At 65.8% G+C, this 18641-nt stretch carries 18 protein-coding genes; 13 read left to right on the forward strand and 5 right to left on the reverse strand.

What is annotated here, in order from left to right; translation table 11 throughout:
- The first annotated feature begins 4 nt into the window (after positions 1-4).
- The 6 genes from ATE64_RS08315 to ATE64_RS08340 all read left to right on the forward strand — a co-directional run bounded on the left by ATE64_RS08315 (position 5) and on the right by ATE64_RS08340 (position 6182).
- Positions 5-1084 (forward strand): mannose-1-phosphate guanylyltransferase/mannose-6-phosphate isomerase, encoded by a 1080-nt coding sequence (locus tag ATE64_RS08315; protein ID WP_058454765.1) that lies wholly within the window; start codon positions 5-7, stop codon positions 1082-1084.
- A gap of 71 nt (positions 1085-1155) precedes the next feature.
- The gene (hslV, locus tag ATE64_RS08320; RefSeq protein WP_058454766.1) at positions 1156-1722 is read left to right on the forward strand and encodes an ATP-dependent protease subunit HslV; all 567 of its coding nucleotides are present in this window, start codon (positions 1156-1158) and stop codon (positions 1720-1722) included.
- 2 nt (positions 1723-1724) lie between these two features.
- Positions 1725-3026 (forward strand): ATP-dependent protease ATPase subunit HslU, encoded by a 1302-nt coding sequence (gene hslU, locus ATE64_RS08325; protein WP_058454767.1) that lies wholly within the window; start codon positions 1725-1727, stop codon positions 3024-3026.
- Positions 3027-3833: 807 nt separating this feature from the next.
- Positions 3834-5021: an acetyl-CoA C-acyltransferase gene (locus ATE64_RS08330; protein ID WP_058454768.1), complete on the forward strand. Its 1188-nt coding sequence runs from the start codon at positions 3834-3836 to the stop codon at positions 5019-5021.
- A 190-nt stretch (positions 5022-5211) separates the two neighbouring features.
- Complete coding sequence (locus tag ATE64_RS08335) at positions 5212-5676, forward strand: RcnB family protein (RefSeq protein WP_058454769.1); 465 nt, start codon at positions 5212-5214, stop codon at positions 5674-5676.
- Positions 5677-5786: 110 nt separating this feature from the next.
- Positions 5787-6182, forward strand: a complete 396-nt coding sequence (locus tag ATE64_RS08340) for a hypothetical protein (RefSeq protein ID WP_058454770.1) — start codon at positions 5787-5789, stop codon at positions 6180-6182.
- A gap of 34 nt (positions 6183-6216) precedes the next feature.
- Here ATE64_RS08340 and ATE64_RS08345 read toward each other — a convergent pair whose 3' ends face one another.
- Complete coding sequence (locus ATE64_RS08345; protein WP_058454771.1) at positions 6217-6675, reverse strand: SH3 domain-containing protein; 459 nt, start codon at positions 6673-6675, stop codon at positions 6217-6219.
- A gap of 126 nt (positions 6676-6801) precedes the next feature.
- On the opposite strand from ATE64_RS08345, the gene ATE64_RS08350 reads away from it, so the two are divergent.
- Positions 6802-7800 (forward strand): D-glycerate dehydrogenase, encoded by a 999-nt coding sequence (locus ATE64_RS08350; RefSeq protein WP_058454772.1) that lies wholly within the window; start codon positions 6802-6804, stop codon positions 7798-7800.
- A 68-nt stretch (positions 7801-7868) separates the two neighbouring features.
- Here ATE64_RS08350 and ATE64_RS08355 read toward each other — a convergent pair whose 3' ends face one another.
- The 3 genes from ATE64_RS08355 to ATE64_RS08365 form a co-directional block, all read right to left on the reverse strand.
- Positions 7869-9272, reverse strand: coding sequence for a nitronate monooxygenase (locus ATE64_RS08355; protein ID WP_058454773.1), 1404 nt, complete (start codon positions 9270-9272; stop codon positions 7869-7871).
- Positions 9273-9372: 100 nt separating this feature from the next.
- Positions 9373-10542 (reverse strand): glycosyltransferase, encoded by a 1170-nt coding sequence (locus tag ATE64_RS08360; RefSeq protein ID WP_231729049.1) that lies wholly within the window; start codon positions 10540-10542, stop codon positions 9373-9375.
- The gene (locus ATE64_RS08365) at positions 10515-11390 is read right to left on the reverse strand and encodes an alpha/beta hydrolase (RefSeq protein ID WP_058454954.1); all 876 of its coding nucleotides are present in this window, start codon (positions 11388-11390) and stop codon (positions 10515-10517) included. Before ATE64_RS08365 ends, ATE64_RS08360 begins: the two co-directional genes overlap by 28 nt.
- Positions 11391-11553: 163 nt before the next feature.
- Here ATE64_RS08365 and astD point away from each other — a divergent pair, with 163 nt between their 5' ends.
- The 6 genes from astD to ATE64_RS08395 all read left to right on the forward strand — a co-directional run bounded on the left by astD (position 11554) and on the right by ATE64_RS08395 (position 17046).
- A complete protein-coding gene (gene astD, locus ATE64_RS08370) occupies positions 11554-12999 on the forward strand; it encodes a succinylglutamate-semialdehyde dehydrogenase (protein WP_058454774.1) in 1446 nt (481 codons plus the stop codon).
- A 133-nt stretch (positions 13000-13132) separates the two neighbouring features.
- On the forward strand, positions 13133-13921 hold the full coding sequence (gene cobA / locus ATE64_RS08375) for a uroporphyrinogen-III C-methyltransferase (protein WP_058454775.1): 789 nt from the start codon (positions 13133-13135) through the stop codon (positions 13919-13921).
- Entirely contained in the window at positions 13918-14214 is a 297-nt protein-coding gene (locus ATE64_RS08380) for a DUF2849 domain-containing protein (RefSeq protein WP_058454776.1), read from the forward strand. The genes cobA and ATE64_RS08380 overlap by 4 nt, the downstream gene beginning before the upstream one ends.
- A gap of 1 nt (position 14215) precedes the next feature.
- Entirely contained in the window at positions 14216-15847 is a 1632-nt protein-coding gene (locus tag ATE64_RS08385; RefSeq protein ID WP_058454777.1) for a nitrite/sulfite reductase, read from the forward strand.
- Positions 15840-16253 carry a DUF934 domain-containing protein gene (locus ATE64_RS08390; protein WP_058454778.1) on the forward strand — a complete coding sequence of 138 codons (414 nt, stop codon included), beginning with the start codon at positions 15840-15842 and terminating at the stop codon, positions 16251-16253. Before ATE64_RS08385 ends, ATE64_RS08390 begins: the two co-directional genes overlap by 8 nt.
- Complete coding sequence (locus ATE64_RS08395; protein ID WP_058454779.1) at positions 16246-17046, forward strand: phosphoadenylyl-sulfate reductase; 801 nt, start codon at positions 16246-16248, stop codon at positions 17044-17046. The genes ATE64_RS08390 and ATE64_RS08395 overlap by 8 nt, the downstream gene beginning before the upstream one ends.
- 50 nt (positions 17047-17096) lie before the next feature.
- On the opposite strand, the gene ATE64_RS08400 is transcribed toward ATE64_RS08395, so the two are convergent.
- Complete coding sequence (locus ATE64_RS08400) at positions 17097-18608, reverse strand: replicative DNA helicase (protein ID WP_058454955.1); 1512 nt, start codon at positions 18606-18608, stop codon at positions 17097-17099.
- Between the last annotated feature and the right edge of the window lie 33 nt (positions 18609-18641).

Here is an 18641-nt window from a genome sequence, read left to right on the forward strand (position 1 = left end):
GGAAATGAACATGATCGTCCCCGTCATCTTGTCCGGCGGTTCCGGCACACGCCTGTGGCCCGTATCGACCGGCACCGCGCCAAAGCAGTTCCAGCCGCTGACCGGGAAGGGGAGCATGTTCTTGCAAACCCTCGAACGCGCGGCCGATCGCGGACGCTTCGCCCCGCCGCTCGTGGTCTGTGGCCCGGCACACGTCGCGCATGTCGAAGCAGACCTCGCAGCGGCGGGCATCGCCGATGCGCGCATTATTATAGAACCGGCGGCGCGCAACACCGCCCCCGCGATCGCATTGGCGGCGCGTGTCGCACTTGCCGACGACCCTGCCGCAACGATACTCGTCATGCCCGCCGATCACGTCATGACCGACGTCCCCGCCTTCCTCGCCGCGATCGAAGCCGCACTTCCGGCAACCGACGCGGGCGCACTGGCGACGTTCGGCATAGCGCCGTCCCATCCGGAGACGGGCTATGGCTATATCGCGATGGGCGATCCGTTTCTCGGCGCGCCGGGCGTTTACCGAGTCCGGCGCTTCGTCGAAAAACCGCCCCGCGACAGGGCCGAGGCGATGCTGGCCGAGGGCGGTCATTATTGGAACGCGGGCATCTTCCTTATGCGTGCCGACCGCTTCCTAACCGAACTCGAACGCCAACAACCCGCAATGGCCTCGTCCTGCGCAACCGCGGTTGCAAACTCGCGCGAGGATGGCGCGCGGTGCCATCCGGACGCCGAAGCCTTCCTTGCCAGCCCGTCGAACTCGGTCGACTATGCCGTGATGGAGGGCGCCGAACAGGTGGTGGTCGCTCCGGTTGATCCTGGCTGGTCCGACGTCGGCGGCTGGGCAGCACTGCACGAGCTTGGAGACAAGGACGAAAGCAACAACGTCCGGCTCGGCGATGTCATCGCGATCGACGCGAGGGGCAATTACCTCCGTGCCGACGGCGGCAAGCGCGTCGCCGTAGTCGGGGTCTCCGATCTGATCGTCGTCGCCCATGGCGAAGACATATTGATCATCCCGAAAGACCGCGCGCAGGAGGTCAAGGCGATCGTCGAATATCTGGCCGCGAACCCGCCGCCGACAGCCTGACGTCACCTCCCGCAGGCGCGTCCCTTGCCCCTCCCCTTGCGGCGCACCGACCCATCGCCCATATCCGGCGCATGACCAATCCCCATGCGCAAAGTGCCGCACCCTGGCACGGAACCACCATCCTTTCCGCCCGCAGTGCCGACAAGGTCGTCGTGATCGGCGACGGCCAGGTATCGATGGGCCAGACCGTGATGAAGCCGAACGCGAAGAAGGTGCGCCGCCTTCACGACGGCCGCGTCATCGGCGGTTTCGCGGGCGCGACCGCCGACGCCTTCACGCTCTTCGAACGGCTCGAGGCCAAGCTCGAACGTCACAACGGCCAGCTCCTCCGCGCCGCGGTCGAGCTGGCCAAGGACTGGCGCACCGACAAATATCTCCGCAATCTGGAGGCGATGATGATCGTCGCCGACAAGGAGGTGACGCTCGTCATCACCGGCAACGGCGACGTGCTCGAACCCAAGGGCGGGATCGCCGCGATCGGCTCGGGCGGCAATTTCGCCCTCTCCGCCGCGCGCGCGCTTGCCGACTATGAAAAAGATCCCGAGGTGCTGGCCCGGAAGGCGATGGAAGTCGCCGCCGACATCTGCGTCTATACCAACGACCAGTTCACCTCCGAAACCATCGAAATCCGGAAATAAATATGAACAAGGATCTGACTCCGAAGGCCATCGTGGCCGCCTTGGACACGCATATCATCGGCCAGGCCGCCGCCAAGCGAGCGGTTGCCGTCGCGCTTCGCAACCGCTGGCGCCGCCAGCAGCTCGCGCCTGACCTGCGCGACGAGGTGAGCCCCAAGAATATCCTGATGATCGGCCCCACGGGCTGCGGCAAGACCGAGATCTCGCGCCGCCTCGCGAAGCTCGCCGACGCGCCCTTCATCAAGGTCGAGGCGACCAAATTCACCGAGGTCGGCTATGTCGGCCGCGACGTCGAACAGATCGCCCGCGACCTCGTCGAGGAAGCCGTCCGGCTCGAAAAGGACCGCCGCCGCGAGGCCGTGCGCGCCGCCGCCGAGGAGGCCGCGATGGAGCGGCTGCTCGATGCCCTCACCGGCAAGGGCGCGAGCGAGGCGACGCGCGAAAGCTTCCGCCAGCGCTTCCGCGACGGGCATCTCGAACAGAGCGACGTCGAGATCGAGGTCAGCGACGCGCCGTCGATGCCGTTCGAACTCCCGGGGCAGCCGGGACAGGTCGGCATGATCAACCTCTCCGACATGCTCGGCAAGGCGCTTGGCGGCGGGCCGAAAAAGCGCCGCCGCATGAAGGCGATGGAGGCGTGGAAACGGCTGCTCGAAGAGGAGCAGGACAAGCGTCTCGACCAGGATGATGTCGCGCGCGTCGCGCTCGCCGATGCCGAAGCGAACGGCATCGTCTTTCTCGACGAGATCGACAAGATCGCGGTCAGCGACGTGCGCGGCGGCTCGGTGAGCCGCGAGGGCGTCCAGCGCGACCTCTTGCCGCTGATCGAAGGCACGACCGTCGCGACCAAATATGGCCCGATGAAGACCGACCATATCCTCTTCATCGCCTCGGGCGCGTTCCATGTCGCGAAGCCGAGCGACCTGCTCCCCGAACTGCAGGGCCGGCTGCCGATCCGCGTCGAGCTCGGCGCGCTGACCGAGGAGGATTTCGTCCGTATCTTGAGCGAAACCAAGGCGGGCCTCCCCGAACAATATGCTGCGCTGCTCGGCACCGAGGGGGTGACGCTGAACTTCAAGCCCGAAGCGATCGCGCGCGTCGCCAGACTGGCCGCAGACGTGAACGAAAAGGTCGAGAATATCGGCGCGCGCCGCCTCCAGACGATCATGGAGCGGCTGGTCGAGGAAATCAGCTTTACCGCCGAGGACGCTCCCGGCACGACGCTCGACATCGACGCCGCCTATGTCGACAAGCAGCTCGCCGATGTGGTCGGCGACACCGACCTCAGCAAATATGTGCTGTAGCGTGGGGTGACCGATTTCGGTCGGAAGCTGCCATAAGATCCTCCCCATCGACTTGCGATGGGGAGGGGGACCGCCGCGAAGCGGTGGTGGAGGGGCGGCGAGCGTTAGCGAGCGCTGCGCGCTCGGCCCCTCCGTCAGCCCTGCGGGCTGCCACCTCCCCATCGCAAGTCGATGGGGAGGACCATAACGTCCGCTCCCCACCCCATTTCGGCCGTCCGCCGCCAATCTGGCGGCGATGACCGGAATCGACCGGTTTCGGACATTCGTTCCTCCCTGTGCCGTGGGCATGGGGAGGTGGCAGCGCGAAGCGCTGACGGAGGGGCTTTTGCGCCGACGTCGCGGCCCCTCCACCACTCGCTTCGCGAGCGGTCCCCCTCCCCATGGCTACGCCACAGGGAGGATAATTCCCTCTTCGTCATCCCGGACTTGATCCGGGATCCATCCCCGCGTCGAAGTCGTGGACCCCGGAGCAAGTCCGGGGTGACGAATGTCTGGAAACCACCCCTTTCCGGACCTTCAACAAGCCATATCGATCTTCGCTGCCCTTCCCCAAACGCCATGCCCAAAAACCGCTTTCCTACAATATCCAGTCATGCTTCAAGCTGGCGGACGAACAGTCCCTTCCCGATCCGCCACGCCACCCATTCGTCCGCACCCCGCGCGGCACAGATTCGACGGGTTCGCCATTGGGCTGACCTTTCCTGAACTTTGACGGGTCGGTGTCGGCGGCGTGATGCCCCTTTCGCAGATGCAGCATTTGGGTTAAACGCGCCGCCGATCCAGTTTTCCCCTACGGAGTCTCATGCCATGACCGCCACCGATCCCGTCGTCTTCCTCTCCTATGCCCGCACCCCGATGGGCGGCATGCAGGGCGCCCTGTCGGACGCGAGCGCGACCGATCTCGGCGCCACCGCGGTCAAGGCGGCGGTCGAACGTGCTGGCGTCGCCGGCGACGATATCGAGCGCATCTATATGGGCTGCGTGCTTCCCGCCGGCCTCGGCCAGGCGCCGGCGCGTCAGGCCGCGATCAAGGCCGGCCTGCCGAAGTCGGTGCAGGCGACGACCGTGAACAAGGTCTGCGGCTCGGGCATGCAGACGGTGATCATGGGCGCCGAAGCGCTCGCCGCCGGCAGCGTCGATGTCGTCGTCGCGGGCGGCATGGAATCGATGACCAACGCTCCTTATTTGCTCAAGAAGCATCGCTCGGGCGCGCGCATCGGCCACGACACCGCCTATGACCATATGTTCCTCGACGGGCTGGAAGACGCCTATGAAGCCGGCCGCGCGATGGGTACCTTCGCGCAGGATACCGCCGACGCCTATCAGCTCAGCCGCCAGGCGCAGGACGAATATACCCTCGAATCGTTGAGCCGCGCCAAGGCCGCGATTGCCGATGGCGCCTTCGCCGCCGAAATCGCACCGGTCACGATCGCCGGCCGCAAGGGCGACGTGATCGTCGACACCGACGAAGCCCCCGGCAAGGCGATGCCCGACAAGATCCCGACGCTGAAGCCCGCCTTCGCCAAGGACGGCACGATCACCGCCGCAACGAGCTCGTCGATTTCGGACGGCGCCGCAGCGGTGGTGCTGACGCGCCAGTCGGTCGCCGACGCCAAGGGCGCGAAGCCCGTCGCAAGGCTTGTGGCGCACGCCGCGCATGCGCAGGAACCGAAGGACTTCACCGTCGCACCGGTCGGCGCGATCAACAAGCTGCTTGCCAAGGCGGGCTGGTCGATCGGCGACGTCGACCTGTTCGAGGTCAACGAAGCCTTCGCCTGCGTCGCGATGTTCGCGATGCACGACCTCGGCATCCCGCGCGAAAAGATCAACGTCCACGGCGGCGCGACCGCGCTCGGTCACCCGATCGGCGCCAGCGGCACGCGCATCATCACGACGCTGATCGCCGCGCTCCAGCGCCACGGCAAGACGCGCGGCATCGCGAGCCTCTGCATCGGCGGCGGCGAAGCGACGGCGGTGGCGGTCGAGCTGGTCTGAACCGCTTTCGGCGAAAGTTCCGGGGCGTCGTCGCAAGACGGCGCCCTTTCGTCGTTTGGGGCGCGACAAATTGCGACACTAATGACCTGAAAATAAACGCGTCATTCCGGTTTGGTTCAAACCGGCGCGCCTATTCCATGCTTGTCATCGGGCAGATCCCCTCCCCCTGACGATGCAAAGGAATGGCACAATGAAGAGCAAAATTCTCACCGCCGGCCTGATCGCCGCGATGATGGTCCCGGCGATGGCACAGGCCCAGACCGGCGAACTCCGTCGCGACCGTCAGGACATCCGCCAGGAACAGCGCGACCTGAACCACGCCAAGCGCTACGGCGATCGCGGCGACGTCCGCGATGCGCGTGACGATGTGCGCGATGCGAAGCGCGAATATCGCGAGGACAAACGCGACTGGCGCCGCGACGCGCGCTATCAGAATTATCGCGCTCCGTTCCGCTACCAGCAGTTCCGGGTCGGACAGGCGCTGCGTCCCACCTATTACGCCCCGGCCTATCGGCCCGCATGGGACCGCCGTTGGGGCGTGCCGCGGGCGGGTGCGGGCCTGACCTATGTCCGCCACTATAACGATCTGCTGCTGGTCAACGTGCGAACCGGCAAGGTGGTCAAGGTGTATCGCAACGAGTTCCGCTGGCGCTAAATGACGGCGGATCGGGAAGGGCCGGGCGCGAAAATCGTCCGGCCCTTTTCGCATTTGCTTGCCGCGTCGATCGGCGTAGCTTCGCCTCACCTTGGATGGGGAGAGGTCCGATGAAGAAAATCGTCCTGCTGGCTGCGCTTTCGATGCTCGCCGCCTGTTCGCAAAAGACTGAAGAGAAAAAGGAAACGCCTGCCGAACCGGTCGCCGAAGCGGCGCCGGCACCGGCAGCCGACTCGGGAACGGCTCCGGGCACCTATGACGTGAAGATGGCCGACGGCACGATGGGTACGACCACGATCAACGCCGACGGCACCTATGTCGACACCGATGCCAAGGGCAAGCAGGTGAAGGGACTCTTCGCCGCCCACGACGGCAAGGATTGCTTCGATCCCGAAGGCGACGAGATGGGCATGTGCTGGGCGGTTTCGAAACCCGCCGCCGACGGCAGCTTCACCGCCACCGCCGACGACGGCACGGTTGTGACGGTGACCCCGAAGAAGCAATGACGAGGCGCGCCTGAGGTCTGCCGCAGGGGCGCGATCAGTCGCCCCAGATATGGTCGGTCTGGATCCAGCCCTTGCGGCCACCGACGTTGAACAGGCACCAACCTTTCTGGCAGTCGGTGATCCGGCCGACGACGCCCGGCTGCGCGCGAAAGGCGACCGCGGCGGACGTATCGGGCTCCTCGCGCATCGGACGGATCTCGCCGGTCACGATCGCGGTGCGCGTGCGGCTCAGTAGCCGTGCCGCCATCCAGCCCTGTGTGCCGTCGGGATCCTCGATCTTGCGCCAGGTCTCGTGCCGCGCGATCACCTTCACCGGCAGATCCTTGCGCCGATATTCCCAGGTGACAGGGACGTCGGGCGACGGCCCCTTGCGCATCCGCGCCTCGTCGACGCTGATCGACGCCCAATAGGGCAATTCGACGTCGGATTGCGCGGCGGCCGGTCCCACGGCGGCAAGCAGCATCAGGCTGGTCAGGATCTGGCGGCTGGTCATACCCCTGCCTTGTCAAAGTCGTGCCGGCATTTCAACCGTTCGCCGCGCAAAAGGATGCGTTCGTCCCCAGCCTTTTCGCGCCGCCCCCTCTTGACCCCCGTGCCGCGGCGCGCTCTACCCGCGGCCATGCCCGATTCATCCCGCCCGAAGCGCCCGCGCGTCATCGTCACCCGCCAGCTGATGCCGCATGTCGAGGCGCGCATGGCCGAATTGTTCGACGCCCAGCTTTCGGCGCACGATCACGCCTTCACCAAGGACGAATTGAAAGCCGCGGTCGCGGACTGCGACGTGCTGGTGCCGACGGTGACCGACGAGATCGACGCCGAAGTGATCGGCGCGGCCGGCGAGCGGCTTAAGCTTATCGCCAATTTCGGCGCCGGCGTCGACCATATCGACCTTGCCGCCGCGCGCGCGAAAGGCATCATGGTGTCGAACACCCCGGGCGTCTTCACCGAGGACACCGCCGACATGACGATGGCGCTGATCCTCAGCGTTCCCCGCCGCCTTGCCGAGGGCGAGAAGCTGATGCGATCGGGCAAATGGGCCGGCTGGGCACCGAGCGCGATGCTCGGCCACCGCGTCGGCGGCAAGCTGCTCGGCATCATCGGCATGGGGCGGATCGGGCTGGCGGTCGCGCACCGCGCCCGCGCCTTCGGCTTGTCGATCCATTACCACAACCGCCGCCGCCTGCCCGAAGCCATCGAGGAGGAACTGGGCGCGAGCTACCACGCCAGCGTCGACACGCTGCTTCGCATCAGCGACGTGGTGACGATCCATTGCCCGCATACGTCCGAAACGCACGAGCTGGTGAATGCCGCGCGGATCGGGGCGATGAAGCCGACCGCCTACCTGATCAACACCGCACGCGGCGAGATCGTCGATGAAAAGGCGCTGATCGCGGCGCTCCAGACCGGCCGTATCGCGGGCGCGGGGCTCGACGTCTATACGCACGAACCCGCGGTCGACCCGGCGCTGCTCGCGCTCGACAATGTCGTGCTGCTGCCGCACCTCGGCTCGGCGACGATCGAGGGCCGCGAGGCGTCGGGCGAAAAGGTTATCGCCAACATCCGCGCCTGGTGCGACGGGCATCGCCCGCCCGATCAGGTGCTGGAGGGCTGGGCCTGAGCCCAGCCTCGCGGGGGGGCGCAAGACCGCTCTGGATTGCTTCGCTTCGCTCGCAAGGACGGGGGAGATCAATCCCCCGTCAAAATCCGGTCGACGAGCTGCTTCACCGTCGGGGTGAAGTTGTTCGAATAAAAGGGATCGGTCTTGAAGTTGAACGCGGCGTGGCCCGCGAACATCAGATTCTGTTCGACATCGCCGCCGTGCGCGATGTCCTGCAGCGTCTTCTGGATGCAGAAGCTGCGCGGATCGGCGAGGTAGCCGGTCGAATAATCGTCATGGTCTTTCCATGCCGAGAAACCGCAGTGCGATAGGCAGCCCATGCAGTCGGCCTGATCCTTGCGAATGACGCTTTTGTCGGTGTCGGTGACGAAGACGACGGTGTTGTCGGGGGTCTTGAGCGCTTCGGTATAGCCCTCCGCGACCCAGTCGCGCGCGCGGTCGCGGTCGTGCGGGGTGACCCAGAAATTCTTGCCCTTCACCCCGACGTCGAGCTGGACGACATGATCGCCCGCTTCCTGCTTCGAATAGGGAATCTGGCGTTCCGAGCGCGCTTCGAGATCGCGGAGGAACGGGTTGCGCACGGCGCTCGAATAAAAGCCGGTCGGCGAGAAGCGGTGGAGCAGCACGTCGCCCTCGTCGAGAGTGCGGAGGCGGTCCTTCCATTCCTGCGGGATCGGGCTTTCCTCGGTCAGCAAGGGCCGCGTGCCATATTGGAAGACGATCTGGCCGAGTTCGGGATTGTCGATCCAATGCTCCCAGTCGCGCAAGTACCAGACTCCGCCGGCCATCACGATCGGCACGTCGTCCGAAATTCCCTCGGCGCGCATCGTGTCGCGCAGCGCCTTGACACGCGGATAGGGATCCTCGGGCTTGCGCGGATCCTCGGCGTTCGACAGGCCGTTGTGACCGCCCGCAAGCCACGGATCCTCGTACACCACCGCCGCCATCAGGTCGGCGACCTTGTGATAGGCGCGCTTCCACAGCGCCCGGAAGGCGCGCGCGGACGAGATGATCGGCAGGTAATTCACATTGTGCTTCGCCGCGATCTCGCTGAGCTTGTACGGCATCCCCGCGCCGCAGGTCACGCCGGTCACGAGGCCCCTGGTCTTTTCGAGCACGCCCTCGAGCACCTGCTGCGCGCCGCCCATTTCCCAGAGCACATTGATGTTGATCGCGCCCTTACCGCTCGCGATGTCATAGGCGCGCCGCACCTGTTCGACCGCGCCGTCGATCGCATATTGGATCAGTTCCTGGTGACGCTCCTTGCGCGTCGCAGCGCGATAGATTTGCGGAATGACATTGCCGTCGGCGTCGTAGCTGTCGGCATTGACCGCCGAAACGGTACCGATCCCGCCCGCCGCCGCCCATGCGCCGCTCGACATATGGTTGGTCGCCGATACGCCCTTGCCACCCTCCACGAGCGGCCACACTTCACGGCCACCGTAAAGGATGGGCTTCAAACCTTTGAACACACTAAACCTCTTTCTCTCCGCCCGGCCTTCGTCGCGCCGGAACCCCCGTTTACCGCTTCCGTAAGCGGAAGCCGGCCATGAAAGTCAATGGGGGCGCCCCCTATTCCCCGGAGAAAAGGCTGCGACCCTTGAGCGCGCGACCATAGAGATTTTCATAGGCCGCGACCATGATTGATTCGTCGAAGCGCGCCGCCGCGACATCGCGGTTTGCGTGGCCAATGCGCGCGCGAAGTGCAGCGTCTTCGGTCAATGTTGCCAAGGCCTTGCGGAAGGCGGCCTCGTCGGCAGCGACGAAGGGGAAATTCTGCCCCGACACCATTGCCGCGACGTCGCCGACGTCGGGGCTGACCACGGGCAAGCCTGCCGCCATCGCCTCGATCACCGCGATCGGCGCCTGTTCGCTCCGCGACGACAGCGCGAGCATATCGAAATGGCCGATCCAGCGTGCAGGCTCGGCCATGAAGCCGGGCATGACCAGCCGGTCGGCGATCCCGGCAGCGGCCGCCTCGGCGGCGATCGCCGCACGCTCGGGCCCTTCGCCGACGATCACCAGCCGGACTTTACCGGGCAGCGTGGCGACGGCGCGGACGAGCCGCGGCATATCCTTGACCTTGCGCAGCCCGGCAACGGTGCCGATCACCACTTCGCCCTTCCGCCGCTCGAACCCCGGGATCGGCACGTCGGGACCGCGCGCGTAAGCGGCAACGTCGATCCCGTTGCGGATCAGTTGCACGCGCCGCCGTTTGCGCCATTCGTCGGCGGCGATCCGTTCGAGTTGCGTCGACGGCACAACCAGCGCCTCGGTCGTCGGCAGCGCGACATAGCGGAACCAGTTGCGCTTCCGGTTGCGACGGAGGCTCTCATCCTCGTTGAAGCCGTCCTCGTGGTGGATCATCGGCGGCAGGTGCAGGAAGGGCGAGAATATACGGTGCGCCATCACCCCGTCCATCGCGCCCCAATTATAGCTGAGTACCAGATCGAAGCGCCGCATATAGCGCGCGAGCGCGCGATAGCGCGACGGCCCCGGCTTGCCATGGAGCGGAGGTGCATCGGCTGGGAAACGCACGTCGATGCCGGGGTCAATCGCAGCGCGCGCGTCCAGCGCGTCGGGCATCGCCGACAGGATGACATGCCGCGCACGCGGCCCCATCAGGTTCATCAGCCGGACAGCGCGCGCCTCCTTCCCGCCCAGCGAAAAGCCGGAATGGAGGTGCAAGATCCGCACGGGGGCGCGGTTGCCCGTCACGTCGGCGGCAGGTCCGATATCCACATATCGATCGCGGTGCGCGCCTCGCCCTCGTCCATCGTCGGGGCGTGGCCGACGTGCGGCACCTCGACAAGCCGCGCTTTGGGCAAGGCATCCGCCATCTTCCGTGCCGCTCCGGCCGACACGATGTCCGACAGCGCCCCGCGCAGGATCAGCACCGGAACATCACCAAGCGCCTGATAGGCCGGCCACAGGTCGACCCCCGCATCGCCGCCGTTCGGTACGCGCAGCGGCGCGGCGATCTGCTTGTCGTAATCGGTGACGATCCGCCCTTCCTGCGTCAGCCGGTGGGTGCGTTTGGTGATGCGCAGCCAGTCGTGGATGTCATAGGCGGGATAGATAGCGGCGTTGAGCTCACCATAGGCACGCGCCGCGTGGATCCACGTCGGCTGGCTGCCGCCCGCGCCGATATAGTCGCGGATACGGTCGAGCCCCGCCTTTTCCAGCTCGGGCCCGACGTCGTTGAGCACCGCCCCGACGATCCGTCCCGGCTGGGTCGCCGCGAGAAGCATCGAAACGAGTCCGCCCAGCGACGTGCCGACCGTCGCAAACCGCTCGATCGTCAGCTCGTCGAGCAGCGCGACCACGTCCTGCACATAGGTGAGCGGGACGTAGGTCATCGGATCCTTGGCATAGGCGCTCTCGCCGCGACCGCGGAATTCGGCGACGATCACCCGCCGTTTCGCCGCCATGTGCGGGGCGAGCGCCTCGAAATCGCGGGCGTTACGCGCGAGACCCGGCATACAGAGGATCGGCGGGGCGGCCTCGCTGCCCTTCGGCCCCGCATAGATGCGCGCGTGCAGGCGGACGCCGTCGTGCGACCACCAATAATGGTCGTCCCAGTCGCGCATGATGTCCTGCCTTGCCGAAATCGCGCGTCCCTTTCTCGTCGCCGCAACCATCGCCCCTCGCGCGTCTATCGCCGCCCAGCGCGCCCGGCGCAAGCCATCCGTCGCATCGGCGCGGTCAGGCCGGTTGCCGCCATCTGCTTTCACCGATAAGAGGCGGGGGACCATGAGCGACACGCTGCTTTCCTTCGAACCCGCGACCGGCAACGAACTGTGGCGCGGGGCGGCGAGCGATGTCGACCGGGAAGTCGCGATCGCGCGCGGCGCTTGGCCCGCATGGGCGTCGAAGGCGGTTGCCTTCCGCTCCGAAGCGCTCCGCCGCTTTGCCGACCGGGTGAAGGCCGAAGGCGAAGTGCTCGCCGACCTGATCGCGCGCGAGACGGGGAAGCCGCTGTGGGAAGCCCGCACCGAAGTCGAATCGGTCGCGAACAAGGTCGATATCTCGATCAAGGCCTATGCCGAACGCACGCCCAACCGCCGTATCGAGGGCGCCATGGGGCTACGCAACGCGGTGCGCCACAAGCCGCACGGCACGCTTGCGGTCCTCGGCCCCTATAATTTTCCGGCGCATCTGCCGAACGGCCATATCGTCCCCGCGCTGCTCGCGGGCAATTCGGTGGTGTTCAAGCCCTCCGAAAAGACGCCCGCGGTTGGCGCGAAACTCGTCGAGCTGTTCCACAGCGCGGGCGTACCCGAAGAGGTGCTGCGCCTGGTCGTCGGCGGCCCCGACGCCGGCAAGGCGCTTGCCGGCCATGACGGGCTGGACGGGCTGCTGTTCACGGGATCTGCCCGCACCGGGGTCGCGCTCAACCGCCAGTTCGCCGACAAGCCGGGCAAGATCCTCGCGCTCGAAATGGGCGGCAACAACCCGATCGTGGTGTGGGACACCGCCGATATCGCGACCGCCGCCATATTGGTGGTGCAATCGGCTTTCCTCAGCGCGGGGCAGCGTTGCAGCAACGCGCGCCGCCTGATCGTCAAGGAAAGCATGGCGGAGCCGCTTCTCGAAGCGGTCAAGACGCTGTCGAACCGGCTGATCGTCGACCATCCGCACGCCGACCCCGCGCCCTATATGGGGCCGGTGATCGACAATGAGGCGGCCGACCAACTGACCGAAAGCTTCCTGATCCTGATGTCGAACGGTGGGCAGGTCATCCGCCATATGTCTCGGCCGGTCGCTGGTAGGCCTTTCCTCACGCCCGGCATCATCGATGTGACGGCAATGCCGGAGCGACCCGATGTCGAGCATTTCGGCCCGCTGTTACAGGTGGTTCGCGTCGAAAGTTTCGAGGCCGCGATCGCCGAAGCGAACAATACGAGCTTCGGCCTCTCGGCCTCGCTGATCGGCGGCACGCCGCAGCTTTACGACCAGTTCTGGGCGAATGCGCGCGCGGGTGTGATCAACTGGAATCGCCCGACCAACGGCGCATCCTCCGCCGCCCCGTTTGGCGGGATCGGGCTGTCGGGCAACCACCGCCCGAGCGCCTTCTACGCCGCCGACTATTGCGCCTACCCCGTCGCGAGCGCCGAAAGCGACGCGATGCGGGCGTCGATCGGGGTCGGGCTTCGCGATCCCGAAGGGTCGCAGCTTGTAACCAAGAAGTATCTTTAGGGTCCTGACCCTGAGACAGTCTCGTCACCCCGGACTTGATCCGGGGTGACGGCGTATTGAGGCAATTTTACCTTCATCACCGTCAATAAAGCCTGCTTTGCCATTCGCGGCATGCTGGACCACCTATCATGCCATGGAAAAGTCTCTCCCTTCTGCGGGCAAGCTCTGGCTCGTCGGCGCCGGTCCGGGCGACCCCGACCTTTTGACCTTGCGCGCCGCGCGACTGCTGCAGAGCGCCGACCTTGTCGTTCATGACGGGCTGGTTGGCGACGGCGTACTCGCGCTGATCCCGGCGCACGTCGAACGGATCAGCGTCGCCAAGCAGCGCAGCCGCCACACGATGAAGCAGGAGCTGATCAACGAGTTGCTCGTGCGTGAAACGCTCGCGGGCAAACAGGTCGTGCGCCTGAAGGGCGGCGATCCGTTCATCTTCGGGCGCGGCGGCGAAGAGCTCGACGCGGCGCGCGAAGCGGGCATCGCGGTCGAGGTCGTCCCCGGCATTACCGCCGCGGCGGGCTGCGCCGCGCAGGCCGGCCTCCCCCTCACCCACCGCGAGGATGCGAGCGCGGTCACTTTCGTCGCGGGTCAGTGCAAGGATCTGACCGATCAGGACTGGTCGGGGCTCGCGGGACATGGCCGCACCCTGGTCATCTACATGGGCCTTGCGACCGCCAATGCGATCGCCGACAAGCTGATCGCGGATGGCGTTTCGCCCGACCTGCCCGTCGCGGTGGTCGAGCGCGGGACCACCGCCGAAGCGCGCGTCCTTCGCACGCTGCTGACCGATCTCGGCGACCTCGTCGCGCGCGAACGGGTCGCCAGTCCGGCGCTGATCATCGTCGGCAAGGTTGCAGCGCGCGCAGACGCGCTCGATTGCCTCGGCGCACCGGGCGTCGCGGCTCAAATAAGGGACTTCACATGAAATTGCTCACGGGCAACGACCTGAAGACAGGATTTGTCACCTGGTGGACGGGAAGCGACTGGTCGATCCACATCGAGGACGCGGCCGATGTCGGCGAGCATGGCGAAGCGATCCTCGCGGTCGAGGAGGCCGCGCGCCGCGTCAACGCACCCTATATCATTGCGGGCGAGAAAACCGCCGACGGCCCCCGCCCCGCGCATATCAAGGACCGCATCCGTGCGCTCGGGCCGACCGTGCGCCCCGACCTGACACTGAAACCCGCCGACCCCGCGGCCGGCGACTGGGTGATCTGACATGTATAAATATGACGAATATGACCATGCGATGGTCGCCGCCCGCGTCGCCGAGTTTTCGGACCAGGTGAAGCGCCGCCTTGCCGGGGAAATCACCGAGGACCAGTTCAAGCCGCTGCGCCTGATGAACGGGCTCTATCTCCAGCTCCATGCCTATATGCTGCGCGTCGCGGTGCCCTATGGCACGCTCGACAGCCGCCAGATGCGGATGCTCGCCCACATCGCGCGCAAATACGACCGCGATTACGGCCATTTCACCACGCGCCAGAATATCCAGTATAACTGGATCAAGCTGGAGGACGCGCCCGCGATCCTCGCCGACCTCGCATCGGTCGAAATGCACGCGATCCAGACGAGCGGCAATTGCATCCGCAACATCAGCTCGGACCAGTGGGCCGGCGCCGCTGCCGACGAAATCACGGACCCGCGTCCGTGGGCCGAGTTGCTCCGCCAATGGTCGAGCTTCCACCCCGAATTCAGCTATTTGCCGCGCAAATTTAAAATCGCCGTGATTGCTGCGGACGAAGATCGCGCCGCGATGCGCCTGCATGATATCGGCATCCAGATCGTCGAGCGCGACGGTGTTCACGGCGCGGCTTTCTACGTCGGCGGCGGAATGGGCCGCACGCCGATGATCGCGCCGCTGATCAAGGAATTCGTGCCGCTCGAGGATATGCTGAGCTATGCCGAAGCGTGCCTGCGCGTGTACAACCGCTACGGCCGCCGCGACAATATCTACAAGGCGCGGATCAAGATCCTGATCCACGAGCTCGGCGCCGACGAATATCGCCGGCAGGTCGAGGAAGAATTCGCGCATGTGAAGTCGTTGGGCATCGACCCGCCCAAGGCTGAATTCGACCGCATCGCGAAGCAATTCGCGCCGCCCGCGCTCGACGCCTCGGCCCCCGACGCGATCGACCGCAGCGATCCCGACTTCGCGGTCTGGGTCGACCAGAATGTCGCCGCGCACAAGGTGGCTGGCCACGCGATCGTCAACATCAGCCTGAAGCCGATCGGCGGAATCCCCGGTGACGCCAGCTCGGCCCAGATCGACCTGATGGCCGACCTTGCCGAGCAATACAGCCACGACGAACTCCGGGTAACCCACGCGCAGAACATCGTGCTGCCGCATGTCCGCAAGGCCGACCTCTACGCGATCTGGCAGGCGCTCGACGCAGCGGGGCTCGCGACGCCGAACCTCGACCTGATCAGTGACATCATCGCCTGCCCCGGCCTCGATTATTGCAGCCTCGCCAACGCCCGCTCGATCCCGGTCGCGCAGAAGATTGCGGCGCGCTTCTCGGACCTTGGCCGCCAGAAGGAACTCGGCGAGCTGAAGCTCAAGATTTCGGGCTGCATCAACGCCTGCGGGCACCACCACGCCGGCCACATCGGCATCCTCGGGGTCGACCGCAAGGGCACCGAAAATTACCAGCTGCTGCTCGGTGGATCGGGCGCGGAGGATGTATCGCTCGGCACGATCACCGGACCCGGTTTCGACGAGGACGGCATCGTCGACGCGATCGAGCGCGTGACCGACAGATATCTCGCCGAACGCGCAGAAGGCGAACGCTTCGTCGACACCTTCCGCCGCGTCGGCATGGCCCCCTTCAAGGAGGCGATCTATGGTTGAGCATCTGCATAGCGACGGCGAAGAACCCTGCGTCACGCTCGACGCCTTCCTGTCGCAGTCGAACGCCACCGCGGTGCGGCTCGAGCCCGACGAGGATGCGCGCGCGCTGATCCCGCATCTCGACCGGCTCGCGCTGATCGAAGTCGCCTTCCCGAAATTCCGCGACGGCCGCGGCTACAGCTCGGCGCGCATCCTGCGCGAGGCCGGTTATACCGGCGAACTGCGCGCGCAGGGCGACGTCCTCGTCGACCAGATCGCCTATATGAAGCGCTGCGGCTTCGACACGTTCGCGCCCGAAAAACCGCTCAATCCGGCCGACGTCGAGGCGGCGCTGACGCGCTGGCCCGAACATTATCAGGGCGCCGCCGACGGCGCGGTGCCGATATGGAAATTAAGGCATGGCTGACGTGAAAGTCTCTCCCCCCGCGGCCGGCGACCGCACCCGCGACCGGATCGACGTGGCACCGCGTTTCACGCAGGCCGACGTCATCCGCCTCAACAATCTTTTCCGCGGCCAGGACGCGGCGGAGGTCGTCGTGAGCGTGATCGGCGCGGGGTTGCTGGGCGAGACTGCGATCGTGTCGAGCTTCGGTGCCGAAAGCGCGGTATTGCTGCATCTGGTGAGCCGCGTTGCGCCCGACATGCCGGTGCTCTTCCTCGACACCGGCAAGCATTTTCCCGAGACGCTCGCCTATCGCGACGAACTGGCTTCGAAGCTCGGCCTCAATATCGTCAATCTGACGCCCGACGCCGAGGAACTGGCGGCAAAGGATGGCACCGAGCTGCGCTGGTCGTACGACCCCGATGGCTGCTGCGAAATCCGCAAGGTGAAGCCGCTCGAAAGGGCCCTGGCCGATTTCGACACCTCGATCACCGGACGCAAGGGCTTTCAGTCCTCGACTCGCACCGGCCTGCCGCGCTTCGAGCTCGACGGTAGCACCGGCCGCCTGAAGTTCAACCCGCTCGCCAACTGGAGTCGCGACGACCTCGACGCCTATTTCGACGCGCACGACCTGCCGCGCCATCCGCTGGAATCGCAAGGCTATCCCTCGATCGGCTGCTCGCCGTGCACATCGAAGGTCCAGCCGGGCGAAGACCCGCGCTCGGGCCGCTGGCGCGGCTGGGACAAGACCGAATGCGGTATCCACACCGCGGTGACACCGATCGACGACGATCCCGCGAACGATCCGGCGTTTTAGAAACAATCCGTCATCCCAGCTTTCGTTGGGATGACGTGTTGGCGATGGGGCTATTCATAATCCGCATAGGCCTGACTCTCGTCCGCCAGATCGCTAAACTTCGTCGTCTTCGCCTCGAAGTGCATCCGAATCTTGCCCGTCGAACCGTGACGCGATTTGGCGACGATCACCTCGGCGAGGCCAAAGACGCGTTCCATCTCGGCCGCCCATTCCTCGTGCGCGGCGTGGATCTTCACATCGTCGCCCTCGACCGGGCGCTTGGGCTCGCGCGCGGCGACATAATAATCCTCGCGGAACACGAAGAGGACCATGTCGGCGTCCTGCTCGATCGAGCCCGATTCACGAAGGTCGGACAGCTGCGGGCGCTTGTCCTCGCGGCTTTCGACCTGTCGGCTGAGCTGCGACAGCGCCATCACAGGGACATTAAGTTCCTTCGCCAACGTCTTCAGACCGCGTGAGATTTCCGAGATTTCCTGCACGCGATTATCACCGCTCTTCGACGAACCCTGGAGCAGCTGCAGATAGTCGACGATGATGAAGCCGATGCCGTGACGGCGCTGCAGGCGGCGCGCGCGGGTGCGCAGGCTCGCGATCGTCAGGCCCGGCGTATCGTCGATGAACAGCGGCAGGGTCTGGAGCGCCTGCGCGGCGCGGCTGAGCTGCTGAAACTGCTCCTTGCTGATCTTGCCCATACGCAGCGCCTCGCCCGACACCCCCGACTGTTCGGCGAGGACGCGCGTCGCGAGCTGATCGGCCGACATTTCGAGGCTGAAGAAGGCGACTTTCGCGCCCATATTCTTCTCGGGCGGAATACCGTCCTCTTCATCGCGGCGGAAACGCTCGGCGGCATTGTACGCGATGTTGGTCGCAAGCGAGGTCTTGCCCATACCCGGACGCCCGGCGAGGATCATCAAGTCCGAATTGTGCATACCGCCGATCTTGGCGTTCATGCTGGCAATGCCGGTGGTGATCCCCGACAGGTGGCCGCCCGAATTGAGCGCACGTTCCGCCGCCTGCAGCGCGGTGAGGCTCGCCGTGCTGAAGCTCTTGACCGATCCCATCTCGGCCTCGCCGCCCGCGACGCGATAGAGCGCGGTTTCGGCCTCCTCGATCTGCGCGTGCGGATCGACGCTCTCGCTCGTGTCGAGCGCGCTGTCGACGAGCGTGCGGCCGACACCGACCAGTTCGCGGAGCAGCGCGAGGTCGAAAATCTGCCGCGCGAAGTCACGCGCGCCGATCAGGCCCGCGCCGCTGCCGGTCAGCTGTGCGAGATAGCCGACCCCGCCGACCGCCTTCATCGCCTCGTCATTCTCGAAGAAAGGTTTCAGCGTGACCGGCGTCGCGATGCTGTTTCGCTCGATCAGCGCCATCGTCTGCGCGAAGATGCGGCCGTGCAGCGGCTCGAAGAAATGTGCGGCGTGCAATTGCACGGGCAGATCCTCGACGACTCGGTTGTCGATCAGGATCGCACCGAGAAAGGCCGCTTCTGCCTCGATATTCCGGGGTAATTGGCGTTCTTCCCCGGCGGGAGCCGGGGTGGGAATCAGGGCTAGTTCTGGCATGGCGACCTTCATGCGTTGCCACCTCTGGCGGTG

The sequence above is a fragment of the Sphingopyxis sp. H073 genome (genome assembly GCF_001468395.1).
GTDB lineage: Bacteria > Pseudomonadota > Alphaproteobacteria > Sphingomonadales > Sphingomonadaceae > Sphingopyxis.